Annotated in this window: 23 protein-coding genes, 1 tRNA gene and 1 pseudogene; 10 read left to right on the top strand and 15 right to left on the bottom strand. The window is 58.8% G+C overall.

The features are described 5' to 3' along the window. Positions 1-218: 218 nt before the first annotated feature. The 3 genes from EOHIBHHM_RS17525 to EOHIBHHM_RS17515 all read right to left on the bottom strand — a co-directional run bounded on the left by EOHIBHHM_RS17525 (position 219) and on the right by EOHIBHHM_RS17515 (position 3,552). Positions 219-1,397 (bottom strand): ISH3 family transposase, encoded by a 1,179-nt coding sequence (locus EOHIBHHM_RS17525; protein ID WP_497257046.1) that lies wholly within the window; start codon positions 1,395-1,397, stop codon positions 219-221. A gap of 143 nt (positions 1,398-1,540) precedes the next feature. Continuing rightward, entirely contained in the window at positions 1,541-2,470 is a 930-nt protein-coding gene (locus EOHIBHHM_RS17520; protein WP_497252866.1) for a recombinase family protein, read from the bottom strand. Then, positions 2,467-3,552: a CRISPR-associated protein Cas4 gene (locus tag EOHIBHHM_RS17515; protein WP_497252864.1), complete on the bottom strand. Its 1,086-nt coding sequence runs from the start codon at positions 3,550-3,552 to the stop codon at positions 2,467-2,469. Before EOHIBHHM_RS17515 ends, EOHIBHHM_RS17520 begins: the two co-directional genes overlap by 4 nt. 126 nt (positions 3,553-3,678) lie before the next feature. On the opposite strand from EOHIBHHM_RS17515, the gene EOHIBHHM_RS17510 reads away from it, so the two are divergent. Then, the gene (locus tag EOHIBHHM_RS17510) at positions 3,679-3,936 is read left to right on the top strand and encodes a winged helix-turn-helix domain-containing protein (protein ID WP_497257044.1); all 258 of its coding nucleotides are present in this window, start codon (positions 3,679-3,681) and stop codon (positions 3,934-3,936) included. A gap of 69 nt (positions 3,937-4,005) precedes the next feature. On the opposite strand, the gene EOHIBHHM_RS17505 is transcribed toward EOHIBHHM_RS17510, so the two are convergent. Beyond that, the gene (locus EOHIBHHM_RS17505) at positions 4,006-6,525 is read right to left on the bottom strand and encodes a DEAD/DEAH box helicase (protein ID WP_497252862.1); all 2,520 of its coding nucleotides are present in this window, start codon (positions 6,523-6,525) and stop codon (positions 4,006-4,008) included. Beyond that, a complete protein-coding gene (locus tag EOHIBHHM_RS17500) occupies positions 6,522-7,469 on the bottom strand; it encodes a HamA C-terminal domain-containing protein (RefSeq protein ID WP_497252861.1) in 948 nt (315 codons plus the stop codon). The genes EOHIBHHM_RS17505 and EOHIBHHM_RS17500 overlap by 4 nt, the downstream gene beginning before the upstream one ends. 109 nt (positions 7,470-7,578) lie before the next feature. On the opposite strand from EOHIBHHM_RS17500, the gene EOHIBHHM_RS17495 reads away from it, so the two are divergent. Beyond that, the gene (locus tag EOHIBHHM_RS17495) at positions 7,579-8,403 is read left to right on the top strand and encodes an IS5 family transposase (protein ID WP_497256876.1); all 825 of its coding nucleotides are present in this window, start codon (positions 7,579-7,581) and stop codon (positions 8,401-8,403) included. Between the two features lie 380 nt (positions 8,404-8,783). Here the strand turns inward: EOHIBHHM_RS17495 and EOHIBHHM_RS17490 are convergent. Together EOHIBHHM_RS17490 and EOHIBHHM_RS17485 are read right to left on the bottom strand one after the other, a co-directional pair. Beyond that, positions 8,784-8,858 (bottom strand) — tRNA-Arg (locus EOHIBHHM_RS17490). Between the two features lie 74 nt (positions 8,859-8,932). Beyond that, complete coding sequence (locus tag EOHIBHHM_RS17485) at positions 8,933-10,222, bottom strand: geranylgeranylglyceryl/heptaprenylglyceryl phosphate synthase (protein WP_497252859.1); 1,290 nt, start codon at positions 10,220-10,222, stop codon at positions 8,933-8,935. Positions 10,223-10,396: 174 nt separating this feature from the next. Here EOHIBHHM_RS17485 and EOHIBHHM_RS17480 point away from each other — a divergent pair, with 174 nt between their 5' ends. From EOHIBHHM_RS17480 to EOHIBHHM_RS17465, 4 genes are all read left to right on the top strand, one after another. Next, the gene (locus tag EOHIBHHM_RS17480; protein ID WP_497252857.1) at positions 10,397-11,518 is read left to right on the top strand and encodes a hypothetical protein; all 1,122 of its coding nucleotides are present in this window, start codon (positions 10,397-10,399) and stop codon (positions 11,516-11,518) included. A 231-nt stretch (positions 11,519-11,749) separates the two neighbouring features. Beyond that, positions 11,750-12,361: an RAD55 family ATPase gene (locus EOHIBHHM_RS17475; RefSeq protein ID WP_497252855.1), complete on the top strand. Its 612-nt coding sequence runs from the start codon at positions 11,750-11,752 to the stop codon at positions 12,359-12,361. Between the two features lie 134 nt (positions 12,362-12,495). Next, positions 12,496-12,918: a CoA-binding protein gene (locus tag EOHIBHHM_RS17470; protein WP_497252853.1), complete on the top strand. Its 423-nt coding sequence runs from the start codon at positions 12,496-12,498 to the stop codon at positions 12,916-12,918. A gap of 38 nt (positions 12,919-12,956) precedes the next feature. Beyond that, the gene (locus tag EOHIBHHM_RS17465; RefSeq protein WP_497252851.1) at positions 12,957-14,330 is read left to right on the top strand and encodes a bifunctional metallophosphatase/5'-nucleotidase; all 1,374 of its coding nucleotides are present in this window, start codon (positions 12,957-12,959) and stop codon (positions 14,328-14,330) included. Between the two features lie 99 nt (positions 14,331-14,429). On the opposite strand, the gene EOHIBHHM_RS17460 is transcribed toward EOHIBHHM_RS17465, so the two are convergent. From EOHIBHHM_RS17460 to EOHIBHHM_RS17445, 4 genes are all read right to left on the bottom strand, one after another. Then, positions 14,430-15,410: a PLP-dependent cysteine synthase family protein gene (locus EOHIBHHM_RS17460; RefSeq protein WP_497252849.1), complete on the bottom strand. Its 981-nt coding sequence runs from the start codon at positions 15,408-15,410 to the stop codon at positions 14,430-14,432. A gap of 105 nt (positions 15,411-15,515) precedes the next feature. Further along, the gene (locus EOHIBHHM_RS17455; RefSeq protein ID WP_497252847.1) at positions 15,516-15,887 is read right to left on the bottom strand and encodes a DUF5798 family protein; all 372 of its coding nucleotides are present in this window, start codon (positions 15,885-15,887) and stop codon (positions 15,516-15,518) included. 54 nt (positions 15,888-15,941) lie between these two features. Next, positions 15,942-16,607 (bottom strand): plastocyanin/azurin family copper-binding protein, encoded by a 666-nt coding sequence (locus EOHIBHHM_RS17450; protein WP_497252845.1) that lies wholly within the window; start codon positions 16,605-16,607, stop codon positions 15,942-15,944. Between the two features lie 152 nt (positions 16,608-16,759). Further along, positions 16,760-16,903, bottom strand: a complete 144-nt coding sequence (locus EOHIBHHM_RS17445; protein WP_497252843.1) for a hypothetical protein — start codon at positions 16,901-16,903, stop codon at positions 16,760-16,762. Between the two features lie 80 nt (positions 16,904-16,983). Here EOHIBHHM_RS17445 and surE point away from each other — a divergent pair, with 80 nt between their 5' ends. Further along, positions 16,984-17,799, top strand: coding sequence for a 5'/3'-nucleotidase SurE (gene surE / locus EOHIBHHM_RS17440; protein WP_497252841.1), 816 nt, complete (start codon positions 16,984-16,986; stop codon positions 17,797-17,799). Between the two features lie 62 nt (positions 17,800-17,861). Beyond that, complete coding sequence (locus EOHIBHHM_RS17435; RefSeq protein WP_497252839.1) at positions 17,862-18,542, top strand: carbonic anhydrase; 681 nt, start codon at positions 17,862-17,864, stop codon at positions 18,540-18,542. An 88-nt stretch (positions 18,543-18,630) separates the two neighbouring features. Here the strand turns inward: EOHIBHHM_RS17435 and EOHIBHHM_RS17430 are convergent, their stop codons facing one another. After that, entirely contained in the window at positions 18,631-20,049 is a 1,419-nt protein-coding gene (locus EOHIBHHM_RS17430; RefSeq protein ID WP_497252837.1) for an FAD-binding oxidoreductase, read from the bottom strand. A 211-nt stretch (positions 20,050-20,260) separates the two neighbouring features. Here EOHIBHHM_RS17430 and EOHIBHHM_RS17425 point away from each other — a divergent pair. Beyond that, positions 20,261-21,392, top strand: a pseudogene (locus tag EOHIBHHM_RS17425) (IS630 family transposase). A gap of 359 nt (positions 21,393-21,751) precedes the next feature. Beyond that, positions 21,752-22,741 carry an arsenic resistance protein gene (locus tag EOHIBHHM_RS17420; RefSeq protein WP_497252835.1) on the top strand — a complete coding sequence of 330 codons (990 nt, stop codon included), beginning with the start codon at positions 21,752-21,754 and terminating at the stop codon, positions 22,739-22,741. Positions 22,742-23,071: 330 nt separating this feature from the next. On the opposite strand, the gene EOHIBHHM_RS17415 is transcribed toward EOHIBHHM_RS17420, so the two are convergent. The 3 genes from EOHIBHHM_RS17415 to EOHIBHHM_RS17405 all read right to left on the bottom strand — a co-directional run bounded on the left by EOHIBHHM_RS17415 (position 23,072) and on the right by EOHIBHHM_RS17405 (position 25,323). Further along, positions 23,072-24,394, bottom strand: coding sequence for a hemolysin family protein (locus EOHIBHHM_RS17415; RefSeq protein ID WP_497257042.1), 1,323 nt, complete (start codon positions 24,392-24,394; stop codon positions 23,072-23,074). 367 nt (positions 24,395-24,761) lie between these two features. Further along, the gene (locus tag EOHIBHHM_RS17410; RefSeq protein ID WP_497252833.1) at positions 24,762-25,046 is read right to left on the bottom strand and encodes a type II toxin-antitoxin system RelE family toxin; all 285 of its coding nucleotides are present in this window, start codon (positions 25,044-25,046) and stop codon (positions 24,762-24,764) included. Continuing rightward, entirely contained in the window at positions 25,039-25,323 is a 285-nt protein-coding gene (locus EOHIBHHM_RS17405; RefSeq protein WP_497252831.1) for a ribbon-helix-helix domain-containing protein, read from the bottom strand. Before EOHIBHHM_RS17405 ends, EOHIBHHM_RS17410 begins: the two co-directional genes overlap by 8 nt. Positions 25,324-25,430 lie beyond the last annotated feature (107 nt).

Here is a 25,430-nt window from a genome sequence, read left to right as displayed (position 1 = left end):
TTCTCTGATTGCACCAACCCACATTCTGGACAGACAGTCGGTAGTTCCCATCGTTCTCGATTATTGACTCGATTTCTGGAGTCAAACGAACGCGATCAGAGGAACTAATCCGATGACTCGGGCAAAGACGGCGCTCTCACTAGCGTGAGAACGCCGTCATCCGGACAAAGATCCACAGCTGTCGCTCACCACGAGGCGGCTGCTGGACGCGGGCAGATTCAGCCCGCGTCCAGCTGGCTGTAGGTCAGCGGGATTCCGGTACGGTTGGTCGGGGCTTCCCATTTCCGACATAACGTCTCGTCAAGAGCGTGGTCAATCCACTCGCGGAACACCTCGAACCGAAACCAGACGGGGAGTGCTCGCCCGCCGCGCCGCGGCGTGGCGAGCACACCCCATCGGACGATCAACCAGAGATTCCGCAACAAGAAGCTCACAAGAACGAACAACAACCTAACCACCGGATCAGTCGTGCTTGTCCGCGCACGTGCCTCGCGCATCGTCCGGAACGCTGTCTCGATGGCCGAGCGTTTCTGGTAGAGAGCTTCGACTTCCTTCGGCGTGCGATCGGCCAGATCGCACGCCACATACGCTCTGACGAGCAAGCCGTGTTTGCCACGGTTCCCCTGCTGGTAGGAGACACAGACCGCGAGCGGGAAGCGCAGTTCCCGCTCGCTTCCCTCGTACATCACGTACTCCGTCCAGTAGGAGACCGTTGTGTCCAGTTTCTCGGCCATCTGTTTCCCACGGCGGATGATTGGAAGGGCGACCGGTGCAACTGCATCAAGTCGCTGGATTGACGCGCCGTTGTAGAATCCACGGTCAGCGAGGAGTCCAGCGATGTCAAACGGAAGGGCTGCGACGTGGTCGAGCAGACGCTCGACCGCGTCGCTTTTCGGTTCGTCTCCACGGACGGGTGTGACTGCGACGATGAGTGGTTTTGCCCGACAGAGAACGAATCCAGCGAGATAGCGATGGCACTGAGAGGTGCCATCGCGGGGGTTTGTGTGGCAGAGTTCGCCAGCCTCAGCGTGTGGACAGCCGTGGTAATGAATATCGACGAAATCGAGACAGATGATCCTCGGCGTGGGGCCGAGGATCATCGCGGCTTGCTGAGCGAGCAGGTTGTTGACAGTGTCTTCGAGTTGGTCAGCCGGAATAGTGTGTAACTGCTCGAAGGTGTAGTCGTCAGAGTAGGTCCGACGAGTGGTGTCGGTAACGGCCTTGATGGACTTCTGATCAACGGCTGCTTGGGTAACAGTGTCCCAGATGATCCCGGAGTCGAAGACTGCGGCTTCGACTCCGGGGAGAGGAAGCTCCAGTAGAAGTCCGACCGCTAAGGTTTCGAGGTCTGAAGCCGTAAGGAAAGTGTCTGGATGGTAGAGAAATCTCACAATCACCCATCCAGACGCTTGCTGAGAATCTAACCCTACCAGTTGTGACTCTCCGCTAACCCGATGGGAACTACCGACAGTCGCACCCGATCCAACCCTCAAATCACTTAATTCGGCGTGACAAACGAGACAGGAGGTCGCTGACTCGCTCATGAGGACACCAACTCTTTCTCTACGCAATCGATGTATCGTGCACAGATTCGGTGTGCTTTCGACTGCTTTCTCGTTTGCTCCATCTGAGGCTTAGATTGCTTGAAGCGGTAGCGAGCCTCTGTTACTGCCTCAAAGAGATCATCACTCAAAATTCGATACTCCTCCACGTAGGTCTCGAACCCCGCAACCCTGTATGTCCCTACGTAAATTTCGTTAGTGAGTATCGTTTTGACACACTGCCGATTCCAATTGTTCCCTTTCTTGGTTCGAATCCCTTCCTCGTTAAGCAAAAAGGCGACCTGCGGCATCGACTTCTCACGGAGATACAGTCGAAAGATTCGCTCCACCAGTTCCTTCTCGCACTCGTTGACCAGAAGCATCCCATCCTCTGATTTCTCGTATCCTAAGGGAGGATGGTCGTTCGGCCACTTTCGCTCCTGTGCTAACCCGTACAGACCCATTTTCACACGCTGACTCGTGAGGTCAATTTCCAACTCTGCGGCTGACGCCAAGTTTCGAAAATTGAACCGTCCGACTGGACTGGTGGTGTCGATGAATTCAGTGACACTCTGTAATGCCACTCCCCATTTGTTGAGACGCTCTTCCGTCTTCACGAGATCAACGAGTGACCGACAAAACCGGTCTAACTTCCAAAATACAACAACACCAATTAGACCGTATTCCGCCTTTTCAAGCATTGCTTGGAACTTCGGTCGATCTGTGTTCCGTCCGGACTTCGCTTCATCAATAAACACGTACCTGACATCCCACTCAGATTGTTCGCAGTGTTCCCAACAACGGCGTACCTGTTCGTCAATAGAATATCCAAATCGTTGGCTTGAGGACGATGTTCGAGCGTAAATCGCCGCCGGGGTTCGCTCATTCTGAGAGGTAGTCTCTGGAGCTTGATTTGCTAAATCAGTCATTGTTGATCCTCGTCTAGTATCTGCTGTGCCTCCGGGCCTGGTTCCGATAGTGGAACGGGTACGTCTTCATTGACGCAGGCAGGGCAGAGAGGAGGATTTTCTATGTCGCCATTCCACTCAATCACGTCGAACGGATAAAGCGCAGAACACCGCTGACACGCCCATTCGTACACGTCGTATCGGTCAGTCAATTGAGGATATCGACTTGCGAGTGTCGGTGTGAGTTTTGCCCCTTCGTGACTATCGAGGTACTGGATTACTTTCTCTTCAGGATACCTGTTGAAAAGTGGGAGAAGCCCGTGCGCATCAACATCGCTGTACTGCGTGCCTTGCGCTCGGCCACATCGATGTTTGAACGTGCAGAACTTACACTCCCAATCGAACTCGGGTTCAGCCGGAGGGAGTTCTTGATTCAGTCGGTATTCCGTATGTTTGTCCGCCCAATCGACGACGAAATCCTCCCAGCGGTCGGGGTCGAACTGAATGTGGAAGGGTTTGATGTCGAGTGTCGTCCGGTCGCCGTAGACGATGACGGCGTCTGCGAGGTCAACGTCCCACTCTTGAGATAACCCCCAGAGATATGCGTAAGCTTGAGCGATATGGTGTTCGCTGGGTTCAGTGGCGTACTCCAGTGACTGCTTGGTCTTGATTTCTGTAAGGAGGATCGGACAGCTATCCTCATCAACGATAACAGGGTCAGTCTGTCCCCGAATCTGAATCTCCCCGGCATCGGTATCGAGGGTGTAGTCGACCCACATGGAGTTTCTGACGTATGCTCCTTCTTCGCTTGCGATCTGTTCGAGGTAGGGCATCATCCACTCTTCTTCGAACTGTGTTCCGGTCCAGAAGATTCCTGACGGGTCTTCGGATTCTTCGGGCGCGTTGAGTTGCTGGTAGTAGACTTTCCGGTGACACTGGTTCAGTTGATGTGGACTGTGCCGCTCTGGGGGTTTCTCCGGTGGAGGGAGATTGAACCATGTCCTACCGGACTTGATGTTCTGTCTGAACTCACGGTGTTGTTGCCACTGAATGAAGCTCTCTTTCCCGATTTTCCGGGCGAGGGTGGCGGCAGTTGGTTCCATCACATTACTCTCATAGGCGTTCAAAGAATATAGATATATGCATAAACGTAATCTATGAACTACGTTTATGCATTTATTCTTTTGAGAGCGGTGTGGTTTTACTCTGGCTTTGAATATCACGTCTCAATGCGTCCCCGTGTTAGTTGGATGACCCGAGCGGACGATGCTATACTTGAATTACTTAGCGAAGCGGGGATCGCAGCGAATCCGAGCACTATTGCCTTCAATATTGATTACGACAACCGATACGTTTCACAGCGGTGCAGAGTGCTTGCAGAGCACGAGCTAGTAGTGCGAGTTCACGATACGAAAGCAATGTATCAGATAACTAATTTGGGTGAGAGGTATCTCGTAGGGGATATTGACAAAGACGAACTAGAATAAAGACATGTCATTTCTCCGCTTTGTAGATCTCTCAGTCTGTCTGAGTGTCATGTCGTTTGTTACATACCACTACTTGGACTCTTCGGTAACAATTCCGTTTCTAAGTAGGTGCCTCTGATATAGCGGTGAATACTCAGAAACTTGTTCACTGAGATCAGAACGAATTTCGTCCTTATCGTCGTCTTCTGGCACGTCTAAGTCTAATGCAATTGACCTATCGATTCCTAAGTCCATAAGTAATAGCCGCCCTGAGTCGTATGACCCACGCTCAAGACGCTTGTCGAAATTGAGCATGAATTGGTTATCATACTCATCAATATCTTCAAGAATATCACATAGGATTTTGTAATATTTCACGAGGACATAGCGAACATCCGTATTGATAATTCGCATCAACTCTTTAATTGCCGAGTTCACACTGTCCTGATTCAATGCGTCCTGACGCAGCTCAATCATCTCTTTGTAATCACGTTCGCTGAGCCAGTGATATGCCGTATACAAGATATGGTTCAAATTGTATGCACGTGTTTCATCGGCAGGTGTCGATTCAATTTCCTCATTGGAGTCTGACACGAAATGGAATATAGTATTCAGTCTTCGCGTAACATTAAAGAATGAATCCTTGAGATCACGAGTATTCACTTCCCAAGGTTCGGTACTAGCATGAACATTCTCATATAGTTGATTTTGTAGTATTGGATCAACTGTCGGGTTCTTTTTGAGAATCTTCTGTGGAATTGAGATATTTGGCAACTCGGTATCCAGTTTATTGACTACCTGATCCGCTACCTGATCCTTTACCCCCTTCTGCAAGAGATATGGCTTAACCGAACTTCGATCCTTTAGATATCTATTTCGTAAGAGTATAACGGTATATCTAAGCCCAGCGTCGCCGATATTGTTGGTGTTCGCTGTCGCAACTTGTTCGAGAAGGTCCTCTTGCTTGTTTAGAACTGCACTTGATGTCGCTGATGTTATCTCTTTCTCAATGGTTTTGTCAAGTTTCCCGTCAGACCATTCGTCATCATCACGGTCGATATAATAGATTGTACCGTAGAGTTTGCTACCGACACGACCAACTCGGCCAATTAAATTCTGTAATTCAAAGTCTGAGAGTGTTTTATTTCTCCCTTTGCTATGGTCTATAATATACATCTTTTCAGCAGGGAGATTGACCCCCTGCAGGAGTGTTGGCGTACATACAATTGTATCGATAATCTCTTCGCGATACAAGGATTCAATTTCGTCCCGAGCTACCTGCGGAACACTGGCATGATGGAAGGCCACACCGTTCTGGATCGTGTCGATTAGAGCGTACTCATCGTGAATCGACCGTCTAAGATAGTCGAGAAGAGCCTTGGTTTCTGGCTCAGACTGAGGCTCTCGAGAATTTGCAATGCCCTTAGCCATGTTCTCTGCAGCAGACTGTGATTTGGCATATAGCAGAGACTGATCACCGAACCCAAAGTTGTCGACAAATTCTTTGATTGTTTTCTTTTTGTTAGTTTTAACGGTGCTATAGCTCAATCCAGTCGGTCTATCTACCTCCAAATTTAGGATGTTCCCAGATGCACTCTTTACTTCGACATCAATTGAATCAGAGTATTTTCTAAAAGTAAACCGTGCCTGAAGCTGAAATACGGGATTAAATACTGTTTTGATGTCTGATGCTTTCCCTTGGACAATCCCTTCAAGTGCTGTCGATGGGTTCTCAATATATGGTCCTGCAGCGATAATTTGGGTCTCTTCCCAAGCAGCTTCGAGATTTTCTAGTACATTCTCAAAGAGTGGTCCTCGACCGCCGTCCTCCAACTGTTGAATCTCATCAAGGAAGATTAAATCAATATCTACCTTCTCAGACTCTTCATAGTCAAACAGCTGAAGACACCGCTCAGGAGTCAATATTAACAAGAAACTTTCGTCGACACCCTCTAAGTTTGCGCTTGTCCGTATATCAATTTCATCACCAAGTTCGTCTCTAAAGTCTGCACTAACTTCCGAAATTAGTGCACGTGAGGGTACAAGATATACTCCTTGGAACAAATCATCTTCTGCAATACAGTGTGCAATATACCGGCGCATTAAGAAAGACTTGCCAGAAGAGGTTGGACCAGAGAACACAACATACTTTTCGTCAAGTTCGCTCCAAATTTTGTGCTGGAAGCGGGAGAGCACTGTTTCACTATTTAGGCGGTGATATTCTTCGGTAGCATCTAATTCTGCGTTGAGGAGTGTTCCTTCAAAGTCATCCGGGACTTGTCCTTCCCCATTATTATCTGACAGAGAATGTGCGCTCGGTAAACTTCCCAAACGGGACAGGATAGTGTACAGAAATTTCCGGTACAGGTTTTCTTGTGCGTCATCTCGGGTGATATATAACAAGACAGCAGTAGCTAGTGCCTTTTTGAGATGATCATCGTTGGAACTACCAGCTAAAACTGAACTTGCCCAAGCAGCTTTCCTGATGTCTCTTTTCTCGAGATCTGCGGTGTAGTCATGGCCGATGTCTGTGTAGAATACCTCTTTTGTGAGTTCATCAAGAGTGTGATTAAGATACTCCGCATTGTTGGCAGCATCATAAGTACTCATGCGCTTTCACCTTGTGCATTAGAGCTATCATTTATGTCGGGATCTTTTGCATCGTCATTTTCAGTGTCATCTTCACTCTCCTCCTCCTCCTCCTCGAAAATATATCGTAAGCCCGGATCGATAGATACCAGCATTCTTTCACGAAACTCGTCAAGATCAGGAACTGGGAGAAATAGAAATAACAGATAAGCTCGTCTCAAACGGTCACTTCCGTTGTGAACCTGGGTTTTCGTCCTCGAAAGTGGGTCAAGATCATCTAACCGATCTTCAATGTCCGTTTTGATCTCTTCATCATCCTTTGTGACATCTTCTACTGAACTTAGATCGCTATCTTCGTAGCAGATAAATATAGGATGTAGTATTGGATATTCACTAGGATCACTCACGAGAACATCAGCTAAATAATCAAATTGGTCGTCATCAAGGTTGTCCGTGAGATTGTTTGGAGCAACATTTAATTCTTGATTGAAATATGTTCTTGATTGCTCTTCGTGAAACTCAGAAATACTTTGAACTGCTTCTCGAATTCCACTAGTTAGGTTTCCATATACTTTTGCTTCACCGATCCCGATACATTCTTGATTATTAAATTCCCCAAAGAAAAAATTGTCACACCCATACACTTCGTGATTATAACTTTGTTTACTTGCTATCTTATGGGAAATCATAGGAATATCTAGAAACCCATCAGTTAAGAGAAATAGTAGAAATTCACCGAGTGTTCCATCTTGGCGGAACTGCTTTCCAATGCCCGCCATCTCCTGGGCCTTTATACTGGGTGATTTGTTGTTCTCTCTAAGGTCTTCAACTTCAGACTCAGAAAATACGTAGTACGCAAATCGATTTCGTAGAAATTCTCCTAACCCGCCAAACGCAAATCCTGCTGGTTGGACTTGAACACAGTAGTTTGTCAAGTGAAGATTATCAACAGAGTCAGAATCCACATTGTAGATGTATTCTCCAAGAGAACCTGAGTCTGCTGTGTTGAATAGACAGACGGCGTCGGGATAGACCGTCAAATCAGTAAGGATGAAGCCGAGGAGGTCGGGTATGGTGGAAGTCGATCTCCTCGACTTCGTTGAGTGGTTCAAGCGTCTAGCCAAACAAGCCTTGGGAAAGCACGCGGGCGAGCCCGCCACCGGCGGGTTCGCCCGCTGGAAGCACGTCGTTATTCACGGGTTTCGGCTCGAAGAGGAGCACAGCTTCCGAGAAACCGCAAATCGGCTGAAGTACATGGGTGACATACGGGACGTCCTTGAGTTGAACAGGAGCGACGTCCCAGATTACACGACGCTGAACAAGTCGTTCGATCGGTTCAAGATGTGGGTGTGGCGGGCGTTGCTGCGCGTTTCAGCGCAGCAACACCCGCAGTCTGGATTCGCCGCTCTCGACAGCACGTTTTTTGATCGAGGCCACGCCTCTGCGCATTATCTCGATCGGTCGAACCAGACGGTTGAGACGATGAAAGTGACGACATTGACCGATACAGCGTCACTCGCTGTTCTTGACGTGCAGTGCCACGCGCAGTGGCCACATGATACGAAATCAGGGCCGCAGGTCGTCCGCCGGAACGCGGACGACCTGCATACAGTCGCTGCTGATAACGGCTTCCAGGATTGGCACTCTGAATACGAGTTCTACAGCCTCAGCGTGGAACCGTTGATTCACTACCGTGGATCGTCTGCGAACGCGCTCAGCAACAACGCGCTCATTCGAGAGCGTGGCTACACCCAGCGTTGGATGGCTGAAACGTCGTATTCGTCCGTGAAGCGCTCGCTCGGCGATGCCGTGCGAGCGCAAACCTGGTATCGAGAGTTTCGTGAAATCGTCCTGATGTTCGCCATCATCAACATCGAACAACTCTGTGATCCGCTCTGATCCCTACGCCGTACCCCTATTCAACACAGCACCTGAGTCAATTACTGTGGCTTCCGACCAGTCAAATTTGCCCATCTGTTTGTCTCTCTCTTATGTCATAATCACTTAATACTTTACATAAGTTTATTTTCTTCATTGTAGGTATGAGCGACCCAACGTCAAGAACTGTTTTCAAGAGAGACTATGAGGACCTTACTAGACTCACACCGAGAAACATCTTCAGCAAGCGATTTCTACACCTACTCCGAAGGAGATGCTACCGAATCACGGGACAGCACCGACCCCCGTTCGGATGACGAACGAAATCAATCGCGTGACATAGCACTCGTTTATAAACGATGTACCGCCGTCTTGCGGATGTGGATCGTTCGGAAAACGGATGGGCGCTACAGGATTTGAACCCGTGACAACTTGGTCCGAAGCCAAGCACTCTGTCCAGACTGAGCTAAGCGCCCTCACTCCTTCGTACGGGAAGCCCCGATTTTAAACCCCCGGATTTCGGTCGACGATGCCAGTCGAACACACGGTCTCAGAGGTCCGTACTCAGATGTGACACCGGCAGCTCCGACTCGTCGTCGAGGTCCAACTGTCGTGCCAGCACGTCGACCGCGATCCGCCGAGCGACCGTCTCACTCTGCTCACCAGCAGTCTCTCGGAGATGGCGTTCGCCGGGTAACGACCCGTCCGTCTGCTCGTCGACGAACCGCCGAAGCGCTCCCCGTGTCGTCGGTTCTGCCTCGGTCGCTAGCTCGCCGAGTCGTGCCAGTTCGAGCTGTGTCTCCACTGTCGCGACCAGATACCGCTCGGCCGTTGCGACGGGGTCGGAAACCGAGGGGATCGTCGAGAGATAGCGCGCGGCGGCCGAGTCGTCGACGCCGGCGTGGTCCGTCACCCACTCGCGGACAGTCTCCGCGTCGGCGTCGGTCGGAAGGTCGTCTCGGGCGTCCGCACAGAGCGTCGCCTCCTCGGCGGCCACGTCGTGGAAGACGTCGCCGACGACGACGGTGTCGGCACCGGCGTCGAGCATCGCCTGTGCGTGCTCCCGAGAGTCGAGGCCGCCGCCGTACCAGAGTCGCGACCAGTCGAGGCTGTCGGCGACGGTCGAGAGGATGGCTTCGGCCTCGTCGCCGCCGTAGGTGCCGGAGTACTCGAGGTAGACGAGTTCGCTCTCGAGGTGGCGCTCGGCGGCCATCGCGTGCTGTTTCGCCGTGTCCGCCGCGAGCAGGTCGTCCTCGTCGACGTTCGCCTCACGAGCGGCCGCGCTGTCGGGGTTCTGGATGATGTAGGCCTCGAACACCGCCTCCGAGAGCAGCAGTGAGGTGGCGACGTTCGCGAGCGCGTCAAGCACGCGGTCCGGCGTCCACCACGGGAGTTTCTCCGCGAGCATCGACGGCGTGAGTTCCTCTCGGATGTACTCGGTGCCTTTCCCGAGCGTGCCGACGAGCGACTCGGAGTCACCGTTGAGCACCTCCGGGATGGCGATGAACGCGGCGGCCTCGCGGGTGCGTTCGGTGACGTGTCGCGCCTCGCTGGGTTCGTGGAAGGCGGGGACCGAGAGCGGTTCGAGGAGCGCGAACGTCTCTTCGGTGTTTCTCGCGGTGACGTCGCTCGACCCGCCGACGGAGACGGCGCTCGTGTGGCGGAGGAAGAGCGGATAGAGGAGTGGAAGCTTCTTCGCGTCCTCGGGGTCGAGTTTGGTGACGTGGGTCCACTCTCTCGGAACCGGATTGGTGTCGAACGGGCCCACCGTCCGACCGACGATACCGACCGTGTCGACCAGTCGACCGACGCTGCGCGCGAACTCGTCGAGGGAAACCATCACTCGAACTGCACAGAGCAGCCAGTAAATAGCTCGCGAATCGGTCGCGTGTTTTGGGACGAGAGGGCCCGTCTCGGTCCACCTGCCGGCGGCTCACCGCTCCTCGGTTCACCTCGTACGGTCGCCGTCGCGTTCACAACCCCTATTAGTGGCTGGTGGTGTACCACACAACCAATGCAGGATGTAGCCGCCACGGCACGGTCACGAGTGCCGCCCATCGCTCGGGCGTTTCTCCGCTACGTCGGTCGGTCTCCCGACCCCAGCGTGGTACCCGTCCTCTTGCTTCGCTCCGAGGTCGACGCCGACATCGACGCGATGACCGAACGGATGTTCAGCGACGTCGAACTCGAACTCGAGCGTGCGCTCGCGGCGGGCGAGATCGAGACGGTCGACGCGGGTACGGCGGTCCGGTTCGACTACGACACCCGCCTCGTCCTGCCGGCGCTTCTGACGCTCGGTCGCCTCTGTCTGCTCGCCAACGACGTTCCGGTGCTCCGCCACGTCCGCGACGTCGACGAGGAACTCGCCCGCGAGAGCCGGACGACGACCTACAACATCGTCCAGGCGCTCGTCGACGGCGACATGCGCGACGCCATCAACGACGAGGAGTACGAGGACTTCGAGACGAACGCGCGGCCGAAGTCCCGCGTCGCCGCACGCGCACAGCGACGCCTCTCGGAGAACGTCCGCCGCTGGTTCGAGAGTCCGGACACGCCTGCGGCCGTCCGCGACCACTACGACCACGCCGTCGGTCTCTCGGAGGGACACCAGGACGACGACGAGCGGTTCCGCGACCTGCTCGAGCGGTATCACGCCGCCGAGAGCGAGGACCGGTCGGCAGTCGCCGACGAGATCCGCGACTCCTACAAGTTCGCCGAGTCGGCGGACGCGCTCGAGCTGTTCGACGACGATCAGTCGCTGCCCTACTTCCTCACGCAGTACCTCCGCGTCGGCATCCTCTACGAAGACATGTTGAACATGTACGAGGCCGACCTCGACGTCGACCTCGGGCGCGACTTCAAGCGGGCGATCGTGCTCATGGTCATCGCCGCGCAGGTGGGTCTCGACGACACGGACGACTACCCGGAGGACCGTCGGACGCAGTTGACGCCGGTGACGGCGGAGTTGAACCTCGCGGCCGACCGGGAGACGGGCGTCGCGAACCTCCGCGACGTGGTCGTCGAGTATCTCGACCGGGCCGAAGCCTGTTCGCCCGACCATCTGACCAGCATGGCGATCGAGTTCATCCGACAGCAGTCGCTGGACCGGTTGGCAGCACTGCCAACGAGGGAGTAGGGGGACCCGACGTTTCGCCCGACGACGTCGTCGACACCGAGTCGCGTCCGGGACGTCCGCCAGCGGCGAGACAGCCCGGTTCGACGTCGAAAGCCAATAGTGTGTCCCGGTGGCTCTATCAAAAAGAATATTACCGACACTCCGTATTTTACTATCAGTTGATGATTCCCGGCGATGCGGAGCGATGGGTAGCCGGTTCACGACGAGCGGGTGGTTCGGCGGTGACAGCCGATGTATGACCTCCGTCCGACGTTCGACGCCGAGGTCGACCCGGGAACGAACGTCCTCGTCACCGGACCGCCGTTGACCGGAAAACGCTCGCTCGCCCTCGACGTCCTCGCGGCAGGGACGCGCGCGGGAGAGGGGACGATTGTCGTCACGACGAAAGACAACGGCGAGCGTCTCCTCGACGACTACGCGAAACGGACGCCCTACGAGGGGAAGCCGGTGGCCGTCGTCGACTGCGTCTCCCGCCAGCAGGGCGTCGGCGACCTCCGCGACGACGACCGGATCAAGTACGCCTCGTCGCCGGTCGACATGACCGGGATCGGGATCAAACTCTCGGAGTTCCTCCAGGCGTTCTCCCAGGAACAGCGGATCGAACGCAACCGCATCATGGTCCACTCGCTGTCGACGCTCCTGATGTACTCGAACCTCCAGACGGTGTTCCGGTTCCTCCACGTGTTCACGGGTCGGGTCCAGAGCGTCGGCGGGCTCGGACTGTTCTGTCTCGACTCGAGCGCTCACGACGAGCAGACGATGAACACGCTCAAACAGCTGTTCGACGGCATCGTCACGACCGCCGAAGACGATCCGCCGTCGATCCGACTCGCCGACGACTGACGGCGAGTCACGGCAGCCGACAGTGACCGACGGCGGGGCGACGAGAGTCGGCGTCCGTGTGCGCCGTCGGCGTCCGTGTGTGGTCCGCAATCGCGCGCGAACCACTTTTGTCTCCACTCGCCCTTCACGACGGTATGCCGCTCACGAGTGACGACGAACTCCGCTCGCTGTTCGATCTCGAGACGATCGCCGTCGTCGGCTGTTCGACGACGCCCGGTAAGGCCGCTCACGAGATTCCGGCCTATCTCCAACGTCACGGATACGAGATCGTCCCCGTCAACCCCTTCGCCGACGAGGTCCTCGGCCAGCGGGCGTACGACTCGCTGGGCGAGGTCGAACCGACGGTCGACCTGGTGAACGTGTTTCGGCCGAGCGAGGCGGTGCCCGGCGTCGTCGACGACGTCCTCGCACGTCACGAGGAACACGCCGACGTACAGGCGCTCTGGCTCCAACTCGGCATCACACACGACGAGGCCGTCGCCCGCGCCGAGGAGGCGGGGCTCCGCGTCGTCCAGGACAGATGTATGAAGGTGGAACACCAGCGACTGCTGGAGTGAACGTCAGCGTTTTCTCACTGTGGCTGTGAGTCTCGGACGTGGCCGTCCGACTCCTCCACTACTCGGATCTCGAACGCGCGTTCGACGACCCGAGACACGCCGCACGCGTCGCCGCCGTCGTCGGCGAGCGACGCTGTCCGGGAACGCTCGTCCTCGGGACGGGCGACAACACCGCCCCGAGCGTCCTCGGCGTCGAGAGCGACGGACGGCAGGCGTTGGACTTCTTCAACGCGGTCGGCACCGACTTCGAGACGTTCGGCAACCACGAGTTCGACCACGGACTCGACGCCGCGCGCGCGCTGGTCCGCGACGCACCCAACGAGTGGCTCACGGCCAACGTCTTCGAGGACGGACGGCGGTTCGGTCACCCCCACACCGCCCCGTGGACCGTCGCCGACGTCGAGGGCACTCGCGTCGGTCTCGTCGGCGTGACGACCGCGGAGACGCCGCTGTCGAACCCCGAGGCGACGTCGCTCACCATCACCGACCCCGTCGACGCCGCGACCGAGGCGATCGCCGACCTCCGGGCGTCGGAGCCGGCGGTGGCGTTCGTCGTCGTCCTCGCTCACGTCGGCGACGACCGCCTCGCGGACGCCGTCGACGCCGACGTCGTCCTCGACGGACACCGTCACGACCCGGTCGTCTCCCGACACGGCGACACCTGTTACGTCCGGACCGGAGCCGGTGGGGAGCGGCTGACCGAGGTGCGACTCACGGCCGACGAAGCGCCGTCCGTCGAGCCGCACGTCGTCGGCGAGACGTCCGTCACGCCCGATGCGAGTCTCGAACAGGCGCTCGCGACTCGCATCGCTGCCACCGGACTCGACGAGGTGGTCACCCACCTCGACGCCCCCATCGAGCGGACCGACGTCGCGGTCAACTGCGCGGAGAGCCCCCTCGGCAACGCCGTCGCCGACGCGATCCGCTGGGCCACCGACGCCGACGCCGCCGTCGTCCCCGCCGGCGGGTTCCGCACCGGACCCGCCCTGGTCGGGGAGGTGACGGCGTTCGACCTCCGACGAGTGGCACCGTTCGACGACGAGTTCCGCGTCGTCAGCTGTACGGGCGCGGACCTCCGGGCGGCCGTCCACGACCTCTCGCTCGCCGACGTCTGCGCGGACGCCTCCCCGGCCTGTTTCGGACACGTCAGCGGGATGCACGTCGTGTGGGACGACGACCGTTCGACGATCCGCGAACTCTCCGTCGGGGGAGACCCCGTCGCTCCGGAGCAGGAGTACACGCTCGCCACCGTCGCGTACTTCCTCCGGACGAACCGTCGCCTCACGGCGGTCGGGTCCGGCGACGTCGTCGACAGCTACGCCGGCGAGCATCCGCTCGTCGCCTACGCTCGCTACGTCGGTCTCGACCCGCAGACCGACGGACGGATCGAGCGACCGACGTTGACGGAGTGAGGACGGCGCGCCTCGCCGACAGATGAGGATGGCGCGTCTCGCCGAGCGCTCACGGACGTGTCCCGTCCGAGCGGTCGCGTTCGGTCGTCCGAGAGCGACCTACCCCTCCCACTCCTCGTACGAGCCGTAGACGCCCTTCGAGAGGTATCGCTCGCTGGAGTCGGGGAAGACCGTCGCCACCGTGTCGAACGGGGCGTCGATCTCGCCGTCGCGGATGTCCCGAGCGACCTGCTGGGCGACGACGCTGTTGGCCGCAGAACTGGACGCGACGAGCTGTCCCTCCTCGCGGGCGAGTCGCTGCATCTCCGCGTGCGTGTCGCGGTCGGCCACCTGCACGACGTCGTCGACGAGGTCGGCGTCGAACAGCTCGTTGGTCGAGGGGTCGTGTGTCCCGATCCCTTCCGTCTTGTACTCTCCCTCCTCGACGTCGCGACCCTTCAGCGTCGAATAGAGCGACCCCTCGGGCTCGACGGCGACGACGTAGGTGTCGGCGTGGAGCTCGCGCCCGTAACGCGCCATCCCCATCAGCGTCCCCGCGGTGCCACAGCCGGCGACGAGCGCACCGACCTCGCCGTCGAGTGCGTCGTAGATCTCGGGTGCGGTGGTCTCGTAGTGCGCCTCGACGTTGAGCGGGTTCTGGAACTGCTGGGGAACGACGGCGTCGTCGAGTTCCTCGGCGAGTTCGTGTGCGCGGTCGATGGCACCACCCATCCCGTCCTCGGAGGGCGTGTTGACGACCGTCGCACCGAGCGCGCGCATCAGTCGCTGTTTCTCGACGCTGAATCGCTCGGGGACGACGAACACCGCCTCGAGGTCGAGTTGGCCGGCGGCGACGGCGATGCCGATGCCGGTGTTGCCCGCCGTCGGTTCGATCACCGTCCCACCGGGCGAGAGCGTCCCCTCGGCGAGCAGCTGTTCGAGCATGTACTTCCCGATCCGGTCTTTGACGCTCGCGCCGGGGTTGAACGACTCCAGTTTCGCGTAGACTGGAACGTCGTCGGGGGCGGCGTGGAGGGAGACGAGCGGCGTCTCACCGATAGTCTCTAGGACGGACGAGAGCGGTTCCCGATGGGTCGTCATTACGGTGGCAAATGTTGCCCCGTCCCCTTAACGTTGTTATCCCCGTCTCGGGTCGTCGCGCGGTCGGAGGTCGTCGACAAGAGCGTTGCGGGGTCGACCGGCGGACTACTGACTGTCCGACGCAGACGACGTCTCCGTCGAGTCCGTCGAATCGGCCGACTGGGTCGCCTCGCTGCCGTCCTCGGCAGTCGTACCGGCGTCGGCAGTGTCGCCGGCCAGCGAGTCGTCTTCGGCCTCGGCGATGTGGGCCTCGGCCGTCACGGAGTCGAGGTCGATCCCCTGCTCTTTGGCGAGCGCCTCGAGGATCGCACGCTGCTCGGCGCTCTCGGCTTCGAGCGCCTCGACGCGGTCTCTGGTCCCCGTGACCGTCTCCTGCATCTCTTTGATCTGATCGCGGAGTTCGTTGAGTCGTTTGTAGAGTTCCTCCGCCATGTCCGCGATTCGCTGGACTTTCTTCGCCGTACTTCCGAGTCCCATAGGCGAACGTACACGTGCTCCCTTGTGTGCGTTCCGGCTTGTCGACCGACCACGTCAGCGACCTGACCGTGATTCGTCTCCCGGCTCCTGGTCGCCGTAGTCGTCGCCGTACTTCAGGAAGAAGTAGGCGAGTACGACCACCGAGACGAGCGCCGTCGTCGCCGCGACGGCGATCGATCTCGCGGAGTCCGGCACCGACGGGATGTCGACGGCCGGTTCCGGCTGTGCGCCACCCGGGACGACCGAGAGTTCGGCGATCATCCCGACCGACTCGTGAGGGATACAGAAGTAACTGTAGTCGCCCTCGACGTCGAAGGTGTGGCTGTACTCCTCGCCGCCGGCGACGTCCCCCCGCTGGGGGTAGCCGCCCCGAGCGGCCGACTCGCCGTCGAAGTCGCCGCTGGCGAAGAACTCGGCGTCCCCGGGGATCTCCTCTTCGTACGCGGTGACGCTGTGGCCGACCGTGCCGACGTTCACCCACCGGACCGTGTCGCCGGGGGCGATAGTCAACTCGTCGGGGTCGAACACGAGGTCGTCGGTCATGTCGACGGTGTGAGTCGTCCCGCCGTCGTCCTCCTGGGCGGCGGCGGATCCTGCCCCGCCGGCCACCGTCGCGGCGGCAGCGGCCCCGCCCGTCACACCTCGGAGGAACGCACGACGGGTCGTTCGGGAAGCGGTGGCAGATGGACGCTGACCACTCTCGTTCGTAGGAGGCTCCATAGATCGTGATACGGTCCGAAGGGGAATAAACGTCACCTCGGTGAACATATCTGTCGCTCGCTCGCCCGTGGCTCAATCGTGCCGTCTCCGGAGCTATCGGCCGATACATCCGAACCGTGGACTGTCATTTGCTTCGACACGTATGAAATCTGTTAATATGGGCGGGCGAGTTGGAGACCGTTCTCGAACGTGCGTTCGGAGTGGGCCTCCGCAGGGTGGTCTACGGCGACTTCCGGGCCCGCGAGCCCACCGTCGGCGACGCGGACGAGACGACGCCCGAACGCTGTACCGGGCATCGAACCGCTGTGCGAACGCGCGGTGGCGACGAGAGCCGCGTCACCGGTGCGCTTTTGCGCTCCCCATCGCACGTTTCGCCATGGGCAGAACCCGCATCTTGCTGACCAACGACGACGGGATCGAGAGCGTCGGCTTCCGGACACTCTACGACGCTCTCGAGGAGGTCGCCGACGTGACGGCCGTCGCGCCCGCAGACGACAAGAGCGCCGTCGGCCGGGCGATGTCCCACGAGGCCGCCGTCGAAGAACACGAACTCGGCTACGCCATCCACGGGACGCCCGCCGACTGCACCGTCGCGGGACTCGAGGCGCTCTGTCCCGACACGGATCTGGTCGTCGCCGGCTGCAACAAGGGTGCGAACCTCGGTGCGTACGTGCTCGGACGGTCGGGGACGGTCAGCGCCGCCGTCGAGGCGGCCTTCTTCGACGTCCCCTCGATGGCCGTCTCACTCTACGTCCCTGGCGGGACCGGCGAGTGGCACGAGAAGGCGACCGACCCCGACGACTACCGGGAGGCGACCGACGCCGCGGTCTTCCTCGCGGAGCACGCCGTCGACGCGGGCGTCTTCGAGCAGGCGGACTATCTGAACGTCAACGCGCCGATGCCGGGCGACGAGCCGGCGGAGATGGCGATCACCGCACCGTCGACGCTGTACGACATGACGGCCGAACACGAGAACGCGACCGTCCGGCTCGTCGACCGCATCTGGGACCGGATGCGCGACGACGACATCCCGGACCCCGAAGGAACCGACCGCCGCGCCATCGTCGACGGGAAGGTCAGCGTCTCGCCGCTGACCGCACCGCACACCACCGAACACCACGAGTCGCTGGACGCGCTGGCGGAGACGTACCGGACGCAGACAGAGACCGGGGAACGCACGTCGAACCAGTAACGACGGCCCACTAATTACGCCAGTACCAAGGAATATATCGGACCGAGTGTGTTCTCACGAGTATGCAGCAGCCATTCGTCGAGTTGCTCCAGGCCAACGCACGACACGCCGACGAGTTCCAGTCGAAGTTCGACGACGTACAGGACGGTCAGCGTCCCGACGTCGTCACCGTCTGCTGTTCGGACTCGCGGGTCCCGCAGGATCGGATGTGGGAGAACGACGAACCGGGACGGATCTTCACCTGTGGGAACATCGGCAACCGCGTCGTCCAGCGGACCGACTCCGGCACGGTCGTCTCCGGTGACGTGCTCTACCCGATCGAACACACCGGGACGAACGTCGCCGTCGTCGTCGGCCACACGGGGTGTGGTGCAGTGACGGCGACGTACGACGCGCTCACCGACGGCGTCTCCGAACCGGCGGGGATCGAACACTGTCTCGACCTGCTGAAACCGCAGCTCGAACCCGGTCTCGAACTGCTCCCCGACGACGTCGACCGGGAGGGAGCGATCAACCGCCTCGTCGAGTACAACGTCGACCGGCAGGTCGAGTTCCTCCGCGAGAGCGACGACGTCCCCGACGACGTCGAGGTCGTCGGCGTCGTCTACGACTTCCAGGACGTGTACTCGGGTCGTCGCGGCGAGGTTCACGTGATCAACGTCGACGGCGAGACGGACGTCGAGACGCTCCGGGAGGACACCCCCGAGGTCGACTCGCGGATCGAGCGCCTCTGGGAGTACTGAACGACCCCGGCTGTAGGCGACGCAAGGCCTCGTCCCACCGAAGCCCGGCTCTCACTCGCGGGCGACCCAGAGCGGTTTCGGAGCGAGTTCAGTCGTCGCTCGGCGCGACGTTCACGTTCTTGTTCAGCGAGTTAGCAGTGTCGTACGTCGCTTTGATCTCGGCGAGCCGGTCGAAGTTCTCCCCGTAGACTCGCTCGGTGACGTCTTCGTCGTCGCGTGCACTGACACCTGTGAAGCCGCCGTAGGCCCCGTACCCACCGAGACTCCGGAACAGGTCGTCGCCGTCACGCGCCCATTCGATGTTCGCCTCGTCGTCGCCCGTATCCCAGTTCGACTCGATCGTAATCATGTACGCTGCGTCTCGATTCGGATATGCAGTCGCGTCCGAAGCAACCTCGCCGACTGCGCCGCCCATCTGCCAGACACCCACACCCGACAGCTCAGACGGCGCATCTTCCATGTGGTCGACGATAGAGTCGATGACGTCGTCCGAGAGGCCGTCCACGAAACACGATCGGTGGCAGTAGTTACGGCCTTCGGGGAACATCATGGTCCCGAGTTGGTGGAGCATGAGATACGGCATCGGCTCACTCATGTCGAGAAGCGGTTCCGTAATCTCACGGAACGGCTGAAGCGCCGCCATCCCCTCCTCTGGGTCGCCGATGTAGCAGCCCATAATCGCCACGGCGTCTTCGCCGACGAGTTCGTCCGGCATCGGTGGCAGATCGGGAACGTGGCTCTTCAGTGCGAGCGTGGTGACTTCGTTCGGAGCCGCTGCTGCGGCTCGACGGTACTGCGTGAGTACCTCGCTCGCTTCGTCGCCGGGGTAGAAAACACCGAGACCAGCGACGATCGGGCCGACCTCGTACAGCTCGAACTCGAAGTTCGTGACGATGCCGAAGTTGCCGCCGCCACCGCGAACGGCCCAGAACAGGTCTTCGTTGTGCTCCGCGCTCGCAGTGACGAGTTCACCACCGGGGGTGACAACCTCGACCGACCGAAGTGCGTCGATACCGAGGCCGTGTTTCCGGCGCATCCAGCCGATCGCACCACCGAGTGTGGAGCCTGCGATGCCTACGTCGACCGCGCTCCCGGTGGGTGTCGCGAGACCGTAGTGTTGGGCTTCGACGAGTACGTCACGGGCACGACAGCCAGGCCCGACCTGTGCGATGCGGTCGTCGGGGTCGACCCGGACGTGGTTCATCTCCGAGAGGTCGAGAACGAGACCTTCGTCGACCACCGAACTGCCAGATTGGTGGTGAGCACCACCGCGAACCGAGAACGGGAGTCTGTGGTCCGTCGCGAACTGCATCCCCCTCGCGACGTCCGCCGCTCCCTGACAGCGGAGGATGAGTGCGGGGTGCTTGTCGACGAGACCGTTCCAGACGGCCCGACGCTCGTCGTAGGTATCATCTTCCTGTGAGATAACCGTTCCTCTGAGCGACATCGACAGCTCGACAACGTCTTCGTCGTCCACTTTCGTTACTAGTGAACCTTCTGCAGACATTCACTACAACGAATATATTAGATACATATAGTATTTTGTAGAATATTTCTACCTAGATTAGGTAAACACTACGTAGACAGTCCTGTGATAAATGTTCTCGACACCGAAGCCTCCGAGAAACCGGACCATAGGGGAACGCAACGATGCTACCTCAGTGTAGCTTCAAGTTTGTACTCGCTAGTTCATGCTTTCTGAGCGCCTCTCTACCGGAATGAGCAGAAAGAAGCACGTTGTCGAACTCTCTGACGGAGAACGCAGAACGCTCAAGTGGTTCATTTCGACTGGTGAACGCAACGCCGAAGATATCACCCGAGCGCGCATCCTCCTGAAAGCTGACGAGGGGCTCACAGATGTCCAGATCTGTGAGCACCTCGGCTGTTCAATCGGCACTCCCTACAACGCACGTAAAAACTACTGTGAACGAGGGCTCGCGGCGATTCATCGCCGCAAGCCCGACCGCGAGTACGACCTCAAGATGGACGGGAAAGCTGAAGCACACCTCATCAAACTCGCCTGTAGTGAGCCGCCGGAAGGGCTCTCTCGCTGGACACTTCACTTGCTCGCCGACGAACTCGTTACTCTTGACGAGATCGACTTTGAGTCGATCTCTCACGAAACCGTTCGACAGCGCCTAAAAAAACACCCTCAAACCGCATCTCTCCGACTACTGGGCGATTCCACCTGAACAGGACGCTGACTTCGTCTATTACATGGAGGACGTACTCGACCTCTATCACGAACCGTACAACGAGAACCGACCGGTCATCTGCTTCGACGAGTCCAGCAAAGCACTCCGTGGCCATGAGAGCGATCCGCTCCCGGCCCGACCGGGAGCGGTCGCACGTGTTGATCACCGCTACGAACGCAACGGGAAACAGCGGATTCACCTCGCCACAGAACCGTTGACCGGCTGGGTCACCGTCGCGATTACCGAGCGGAGACGCACCGTTGAATGGATCGACCGGATGGTCGAACTCGCAGACGACCACTACCCGGATGCGGACTGCATCCGGGTTGTGGTCGATCAGCTCAACACGCACAACCCTGCCGGCTTCTATCAGTTCTTCCCGCCAGACCAAGCCCAAGCGTACCTTGATCGGTTCGAGTTCCACTACGTCCCCAAGAAAGGCAGTTGGTTGAACATGGCCGAGATCGAGTTAAACGTCCTCAAACGCCAGTGCCTCAACCGTCGCATCTATCACGCAGCGACCCTCCGGTCGGAGGTCGCTGCGTGGCAGCAGCATCGCAACGCAGCTGACCGACTCATCGACTGGCAATTCACGACCGACGACGCCCGGATCAAGCTACGCCGACTCTACCCAGTCGAGTTGGAAGAGAACTAGCGAGACCACGGTTGAAGCTACACTCAGCCTAATCTGGACTCACCGTCGAAGAAGTCGTGGGTTGTCTTGCTCTCCGTAGCACCTCTCTAGTAGCTTGTGCAACTGGTCACTCACCGGACCGCATGACAGCGTGCGGTCGAGTGAGTGATGACGTGCACTCGTTACGATAGCACCGATCGCCTACGAAATTGTACGCTGCCAGTTGTAAGCATCTGACACAATTCCTGAGACCGCCCCATATATGAACGCGATCAGATTCGCTGAGATGCGACTCGTTCAATCCATTCTCACGTCGAGTAGGAATACACGCATCGAGAGAGCAACGACGGTTTACCTACGACCCACGAAATGGCCGATAGATGAACTCGAAGAGATGGCTCCAACGGCATCAAGTCGTCGTCTACGCCGCCTTCGTCGTCCTCGCCGTCGGCGTCGGCGTCGGCCGTCCGAACTCGACTCCGTTCTTCGAGCGACTCATCGACCCGGTGCTGGCCGTCCTGCTCTACGTCACGTTCCTCGAGATCCCGTTCGTTCGACTCCGTCGCGCGTTTCGGAACGGACGGTTCATCGCGGCGGCGCTGGGGATGAACTTCCTCGTCGTCCCAGTCGTCGTCTGGGGACTCACCCGGTTCCTTCCCCCGCGGCCGGTCATCCTCGTGGGTGCGCTCATGGTTCTTCTGACGCCGTGCATCGACTACGTGATCACCTTCACCGAACTCGCGGGCGGCGACTCCGAGCAGATCACGGCGACCACGCCCGCTCTGATGCTCGTCCAACTGCTGTTGCTACCGGTGTATCTGTGGCTGTTCATGGGCGCGGAGGTCGCGGCAGGTATCGAGCCAGGGCCGTTCGTCGAGGCGTTCCTGATCATCATCGCACTCCCCCTGACGCTCGCGTGGCTTACGGAACTGTGGGCGGAACGGTCGTCCAGAGGGAAAGCGTGGCAGGAGACGATGGGATGGTTGCCGGTTCCGATGATGGGCGCGACGTTGTTCGTCGTCATCGCGTCGCAACTCCCGCGGGTACGGAACTCGATCGAGCAGATTGCCGTCGTCGTTCCGGTGTACGTCGCGTTCCTCGTCGTCATGCCGATCCTCGGACGACTCGCGGCGGGAGTACTGGGGATGGATTCCGGCGAGAGCAGGGCGCTCGTGTTCACGTCGGTCACGCGTAATTCGCTGGTCGTCTTGCCGCTCGCACTGGCGCTCCCGGCAGGCTACCGACTGGCACCGGCCGTCGTCGTCACACAGACGCTCGTCGAACTGGTCGGGATGGTGACCCTCACGCGCGTCGTCCCGGCGTGGCTCGTTCCGGAGTCGCCGAAGGGGGTCTGGTCTCCCGACCGATAGTGGCTCGTGCAACTGTCTCCACACCCGACCGCACGACGGCGGCCGGTCGGGTATGTGACGACGTGCACTCGTTACGATAGTGAACTGCGAGTGAAAGTTCAACGTATCCCGGTTCGATGACCGAGTAGGCGGTCACCGACCTTGGGTATCGGTGGTTCTAGGACGTTCCCCAAGTATCTCCTCGGATTCGTCACGAGAGGAGACGTCTGTCGCTCTCAGACGGTCCACCGCTGATAGGGGTTATCGTCGCAGTTCGTCGATTCTCTCCCCGAGAGTCGACCCCTGTAGCTCGCCGGAGATCGCTGGTCTGCCGGCCGGCTCGGATAACCCCTACGACTCATCCACATCTCTTTGATGGACTCGCACCGTCGAAATACGGGTTCCCTCGACGCTCGTTACCTCGACGACGTGACCGTCGATCTCGACGCGGTCGCCACGCTCTGGCGCACGGTTGAGTTGTCCGAGCACCAAACCACCGATCGTTTCGACCTCCTCGCTTTCGAAGTTCCCATCGAAGACGTCGTTCACTTTCGACAGTGGAACTCCCCCGTCGATGTCGTACATTCCGTCGTCGCGCCGGCGGATCGAGGGTTCGCGCTCGTCGAGGTCAAACCCGTCTCGAAGGTCTCCAACGAGGGACTCGACGATGTCTTCGACCGTCGCGATCCCCTCGAACGCTCCCCACTCGTCGATGACGCCAGCGATCTGCTGACGATCCTCTCTGAACTGTATCAGGAGGTCGCTGATCGTCATCGTCTCCGGAACGATGAGAATCTCGCGGGCGATGTCACCGACGCTCTCTGCATCCTCGTCGTTCACCTCGGCTCGCAGCACGTCTTTGACGTCTACGAATCCGACCACTTGGTCGCCGTCGTTGGCAGCGAGAACCGGATAGCGCGTGTGACCGGCCTCGAAGACGACCGACTGCAGTTCGGATAGCGTGGCATCCGCCGGCACGCTCACCACGTCCGGTCGGGGGACCATGACCTCTCGCACCACGGTGTCGTCGAGATCGAAGACGCGCTCGATCATCGTCACTTCTGCCACGTCGATGTCTCCTTCTTCGCCAGATCGGGAAAGTACCCGAAGGAGTTCCCGTTCGCCGAGCGTCTCATCCGTTTCGGAGGCGGGCGGCACGCCGATCGACCGTGTGAACGCGTTGGCTGTCCCGTTGAAGACGACGATCCCTGGATAGAGGATGTAGTAGAAGATCTTCATTGGCGGGGCGAGAAACAGTGAGAGTCGCTCGGTCTTGGCGATTGCAAGCGTCTTCGGCGCGAGCTCACCGAAGACGACGTGGAGGAACGTGATGAGACTAAAGCCGATCGCGAAGGCGACCAGATGGATGAGATTCCCCGGGAGAATCGGGTCCAAAACGGGTTCGATGAGTGACGCGACGGCAGGTTCGCCGACCCATCCCAGTCCCAGGGAAGCGATGGTGATGCCGAGCTGCGTCGTCGCGAGATAGTCGTCGAGGTTCGCCATCACTTCTTGGAGCGTCCCCGCACCAGGCCGCCCCTCCTCGACGAGCTGTTCGACCGACGTTCCTCGAATCCGAACGAAAGCGAACTCAGCAGCGACGAAAAACCCGTTCAGAACCACGAGAATCAGTGCAGCGACGAGTTGTGCCGCCGAGAGCACGACGTTTACCATCGGTGCTTCCGGAAACCGTTCTCGTTCGATTGTAATGCGTCCATATCTCTGTATCTCGTTCCATTTACTAAAAGCATCTAAAGAGTCCACGAGTGGTCGAGTGCCGTCAGTAACGAACCGAACCAGAGACATCGTGGTCAGAGACTGTTTTCCTCGTTCCGCCAGCTACCTGCGAAGGTGGAGCCTCGACATTCGTTGGACAGATCAGCGTCAGCCTCTGCTGAAAATACCCGTTGTCTGCAGCAAGTTCTTGTTGTCAGATACTGGTGAGATCCTTGGTTATTGCTGGATTTCGCACCACCTGCTCTCGCGCTGCTCGACCTTGTTCAACTCGGAGAAATCCACCATACCTGTGCCTGCAAGAAACTCAGTCGTCGTCGGCAGTGTATGCGCCACCCCGGCGCTTGATTCGAGCGACCACCATGCGCTGTTCGTTTCGACGGAACGTCACAGCCAGACGGAACTCTCCAACTCGCACTTTCCTGTGCGGGCTGTTCTGGAGCGGTTCCCCGTAATCCGGTGGGTCACGCCACGGTGATTCGACGATCTCGTCCAATTTGTCCAGTAGCCGGTCTTGCTCCTGCGGCGAGAGTGCGGCGAGGTCGTCCTGTGCCTTCGGTGTGAGTTCCCACGTCCAGTCGTCGTCACTCATCGCCGTCCGTTCCGAACTGCTCGCGGGCTTCCTCGGCGCTCATCGTGCGCCCTTCGCGGATGTCCTCCTCGGCTCGGAGGAGAGCGACGAGTTCGTCCCGGTCGAACGTCGGGAACTCGGTCGCATCCCTGAGTGTGTAGCGGATAAACTCGCTCCGGCTGTTGAAGCCACGCCCCTGCCACGTCTCGTCGATCTCGTCGAGGAACGACTGCGTGACCTTGAAGTTCACCGTGACGATCTCGTCGTCTCCGTTGTTTCCGATGGTTGCTTCAGACATACGCTAGTATTACGTGTGTGTTACCAAAGCCGTTTCGACGATCGTGTTCTCATCGTGGACCATCGAAACTCACCGAAGGAGCGGGCCAGAAAAGGATATGTCGATAG

The sequence above is a fragment of the Halogranum roseipondis genome (genome assembly GCF_059695585.1).
The sequence above is the reverse complement of the archived record's forward strand: the minus strand, read 5'-3'. Positions and strand labels throughout refer to the sequence as shown.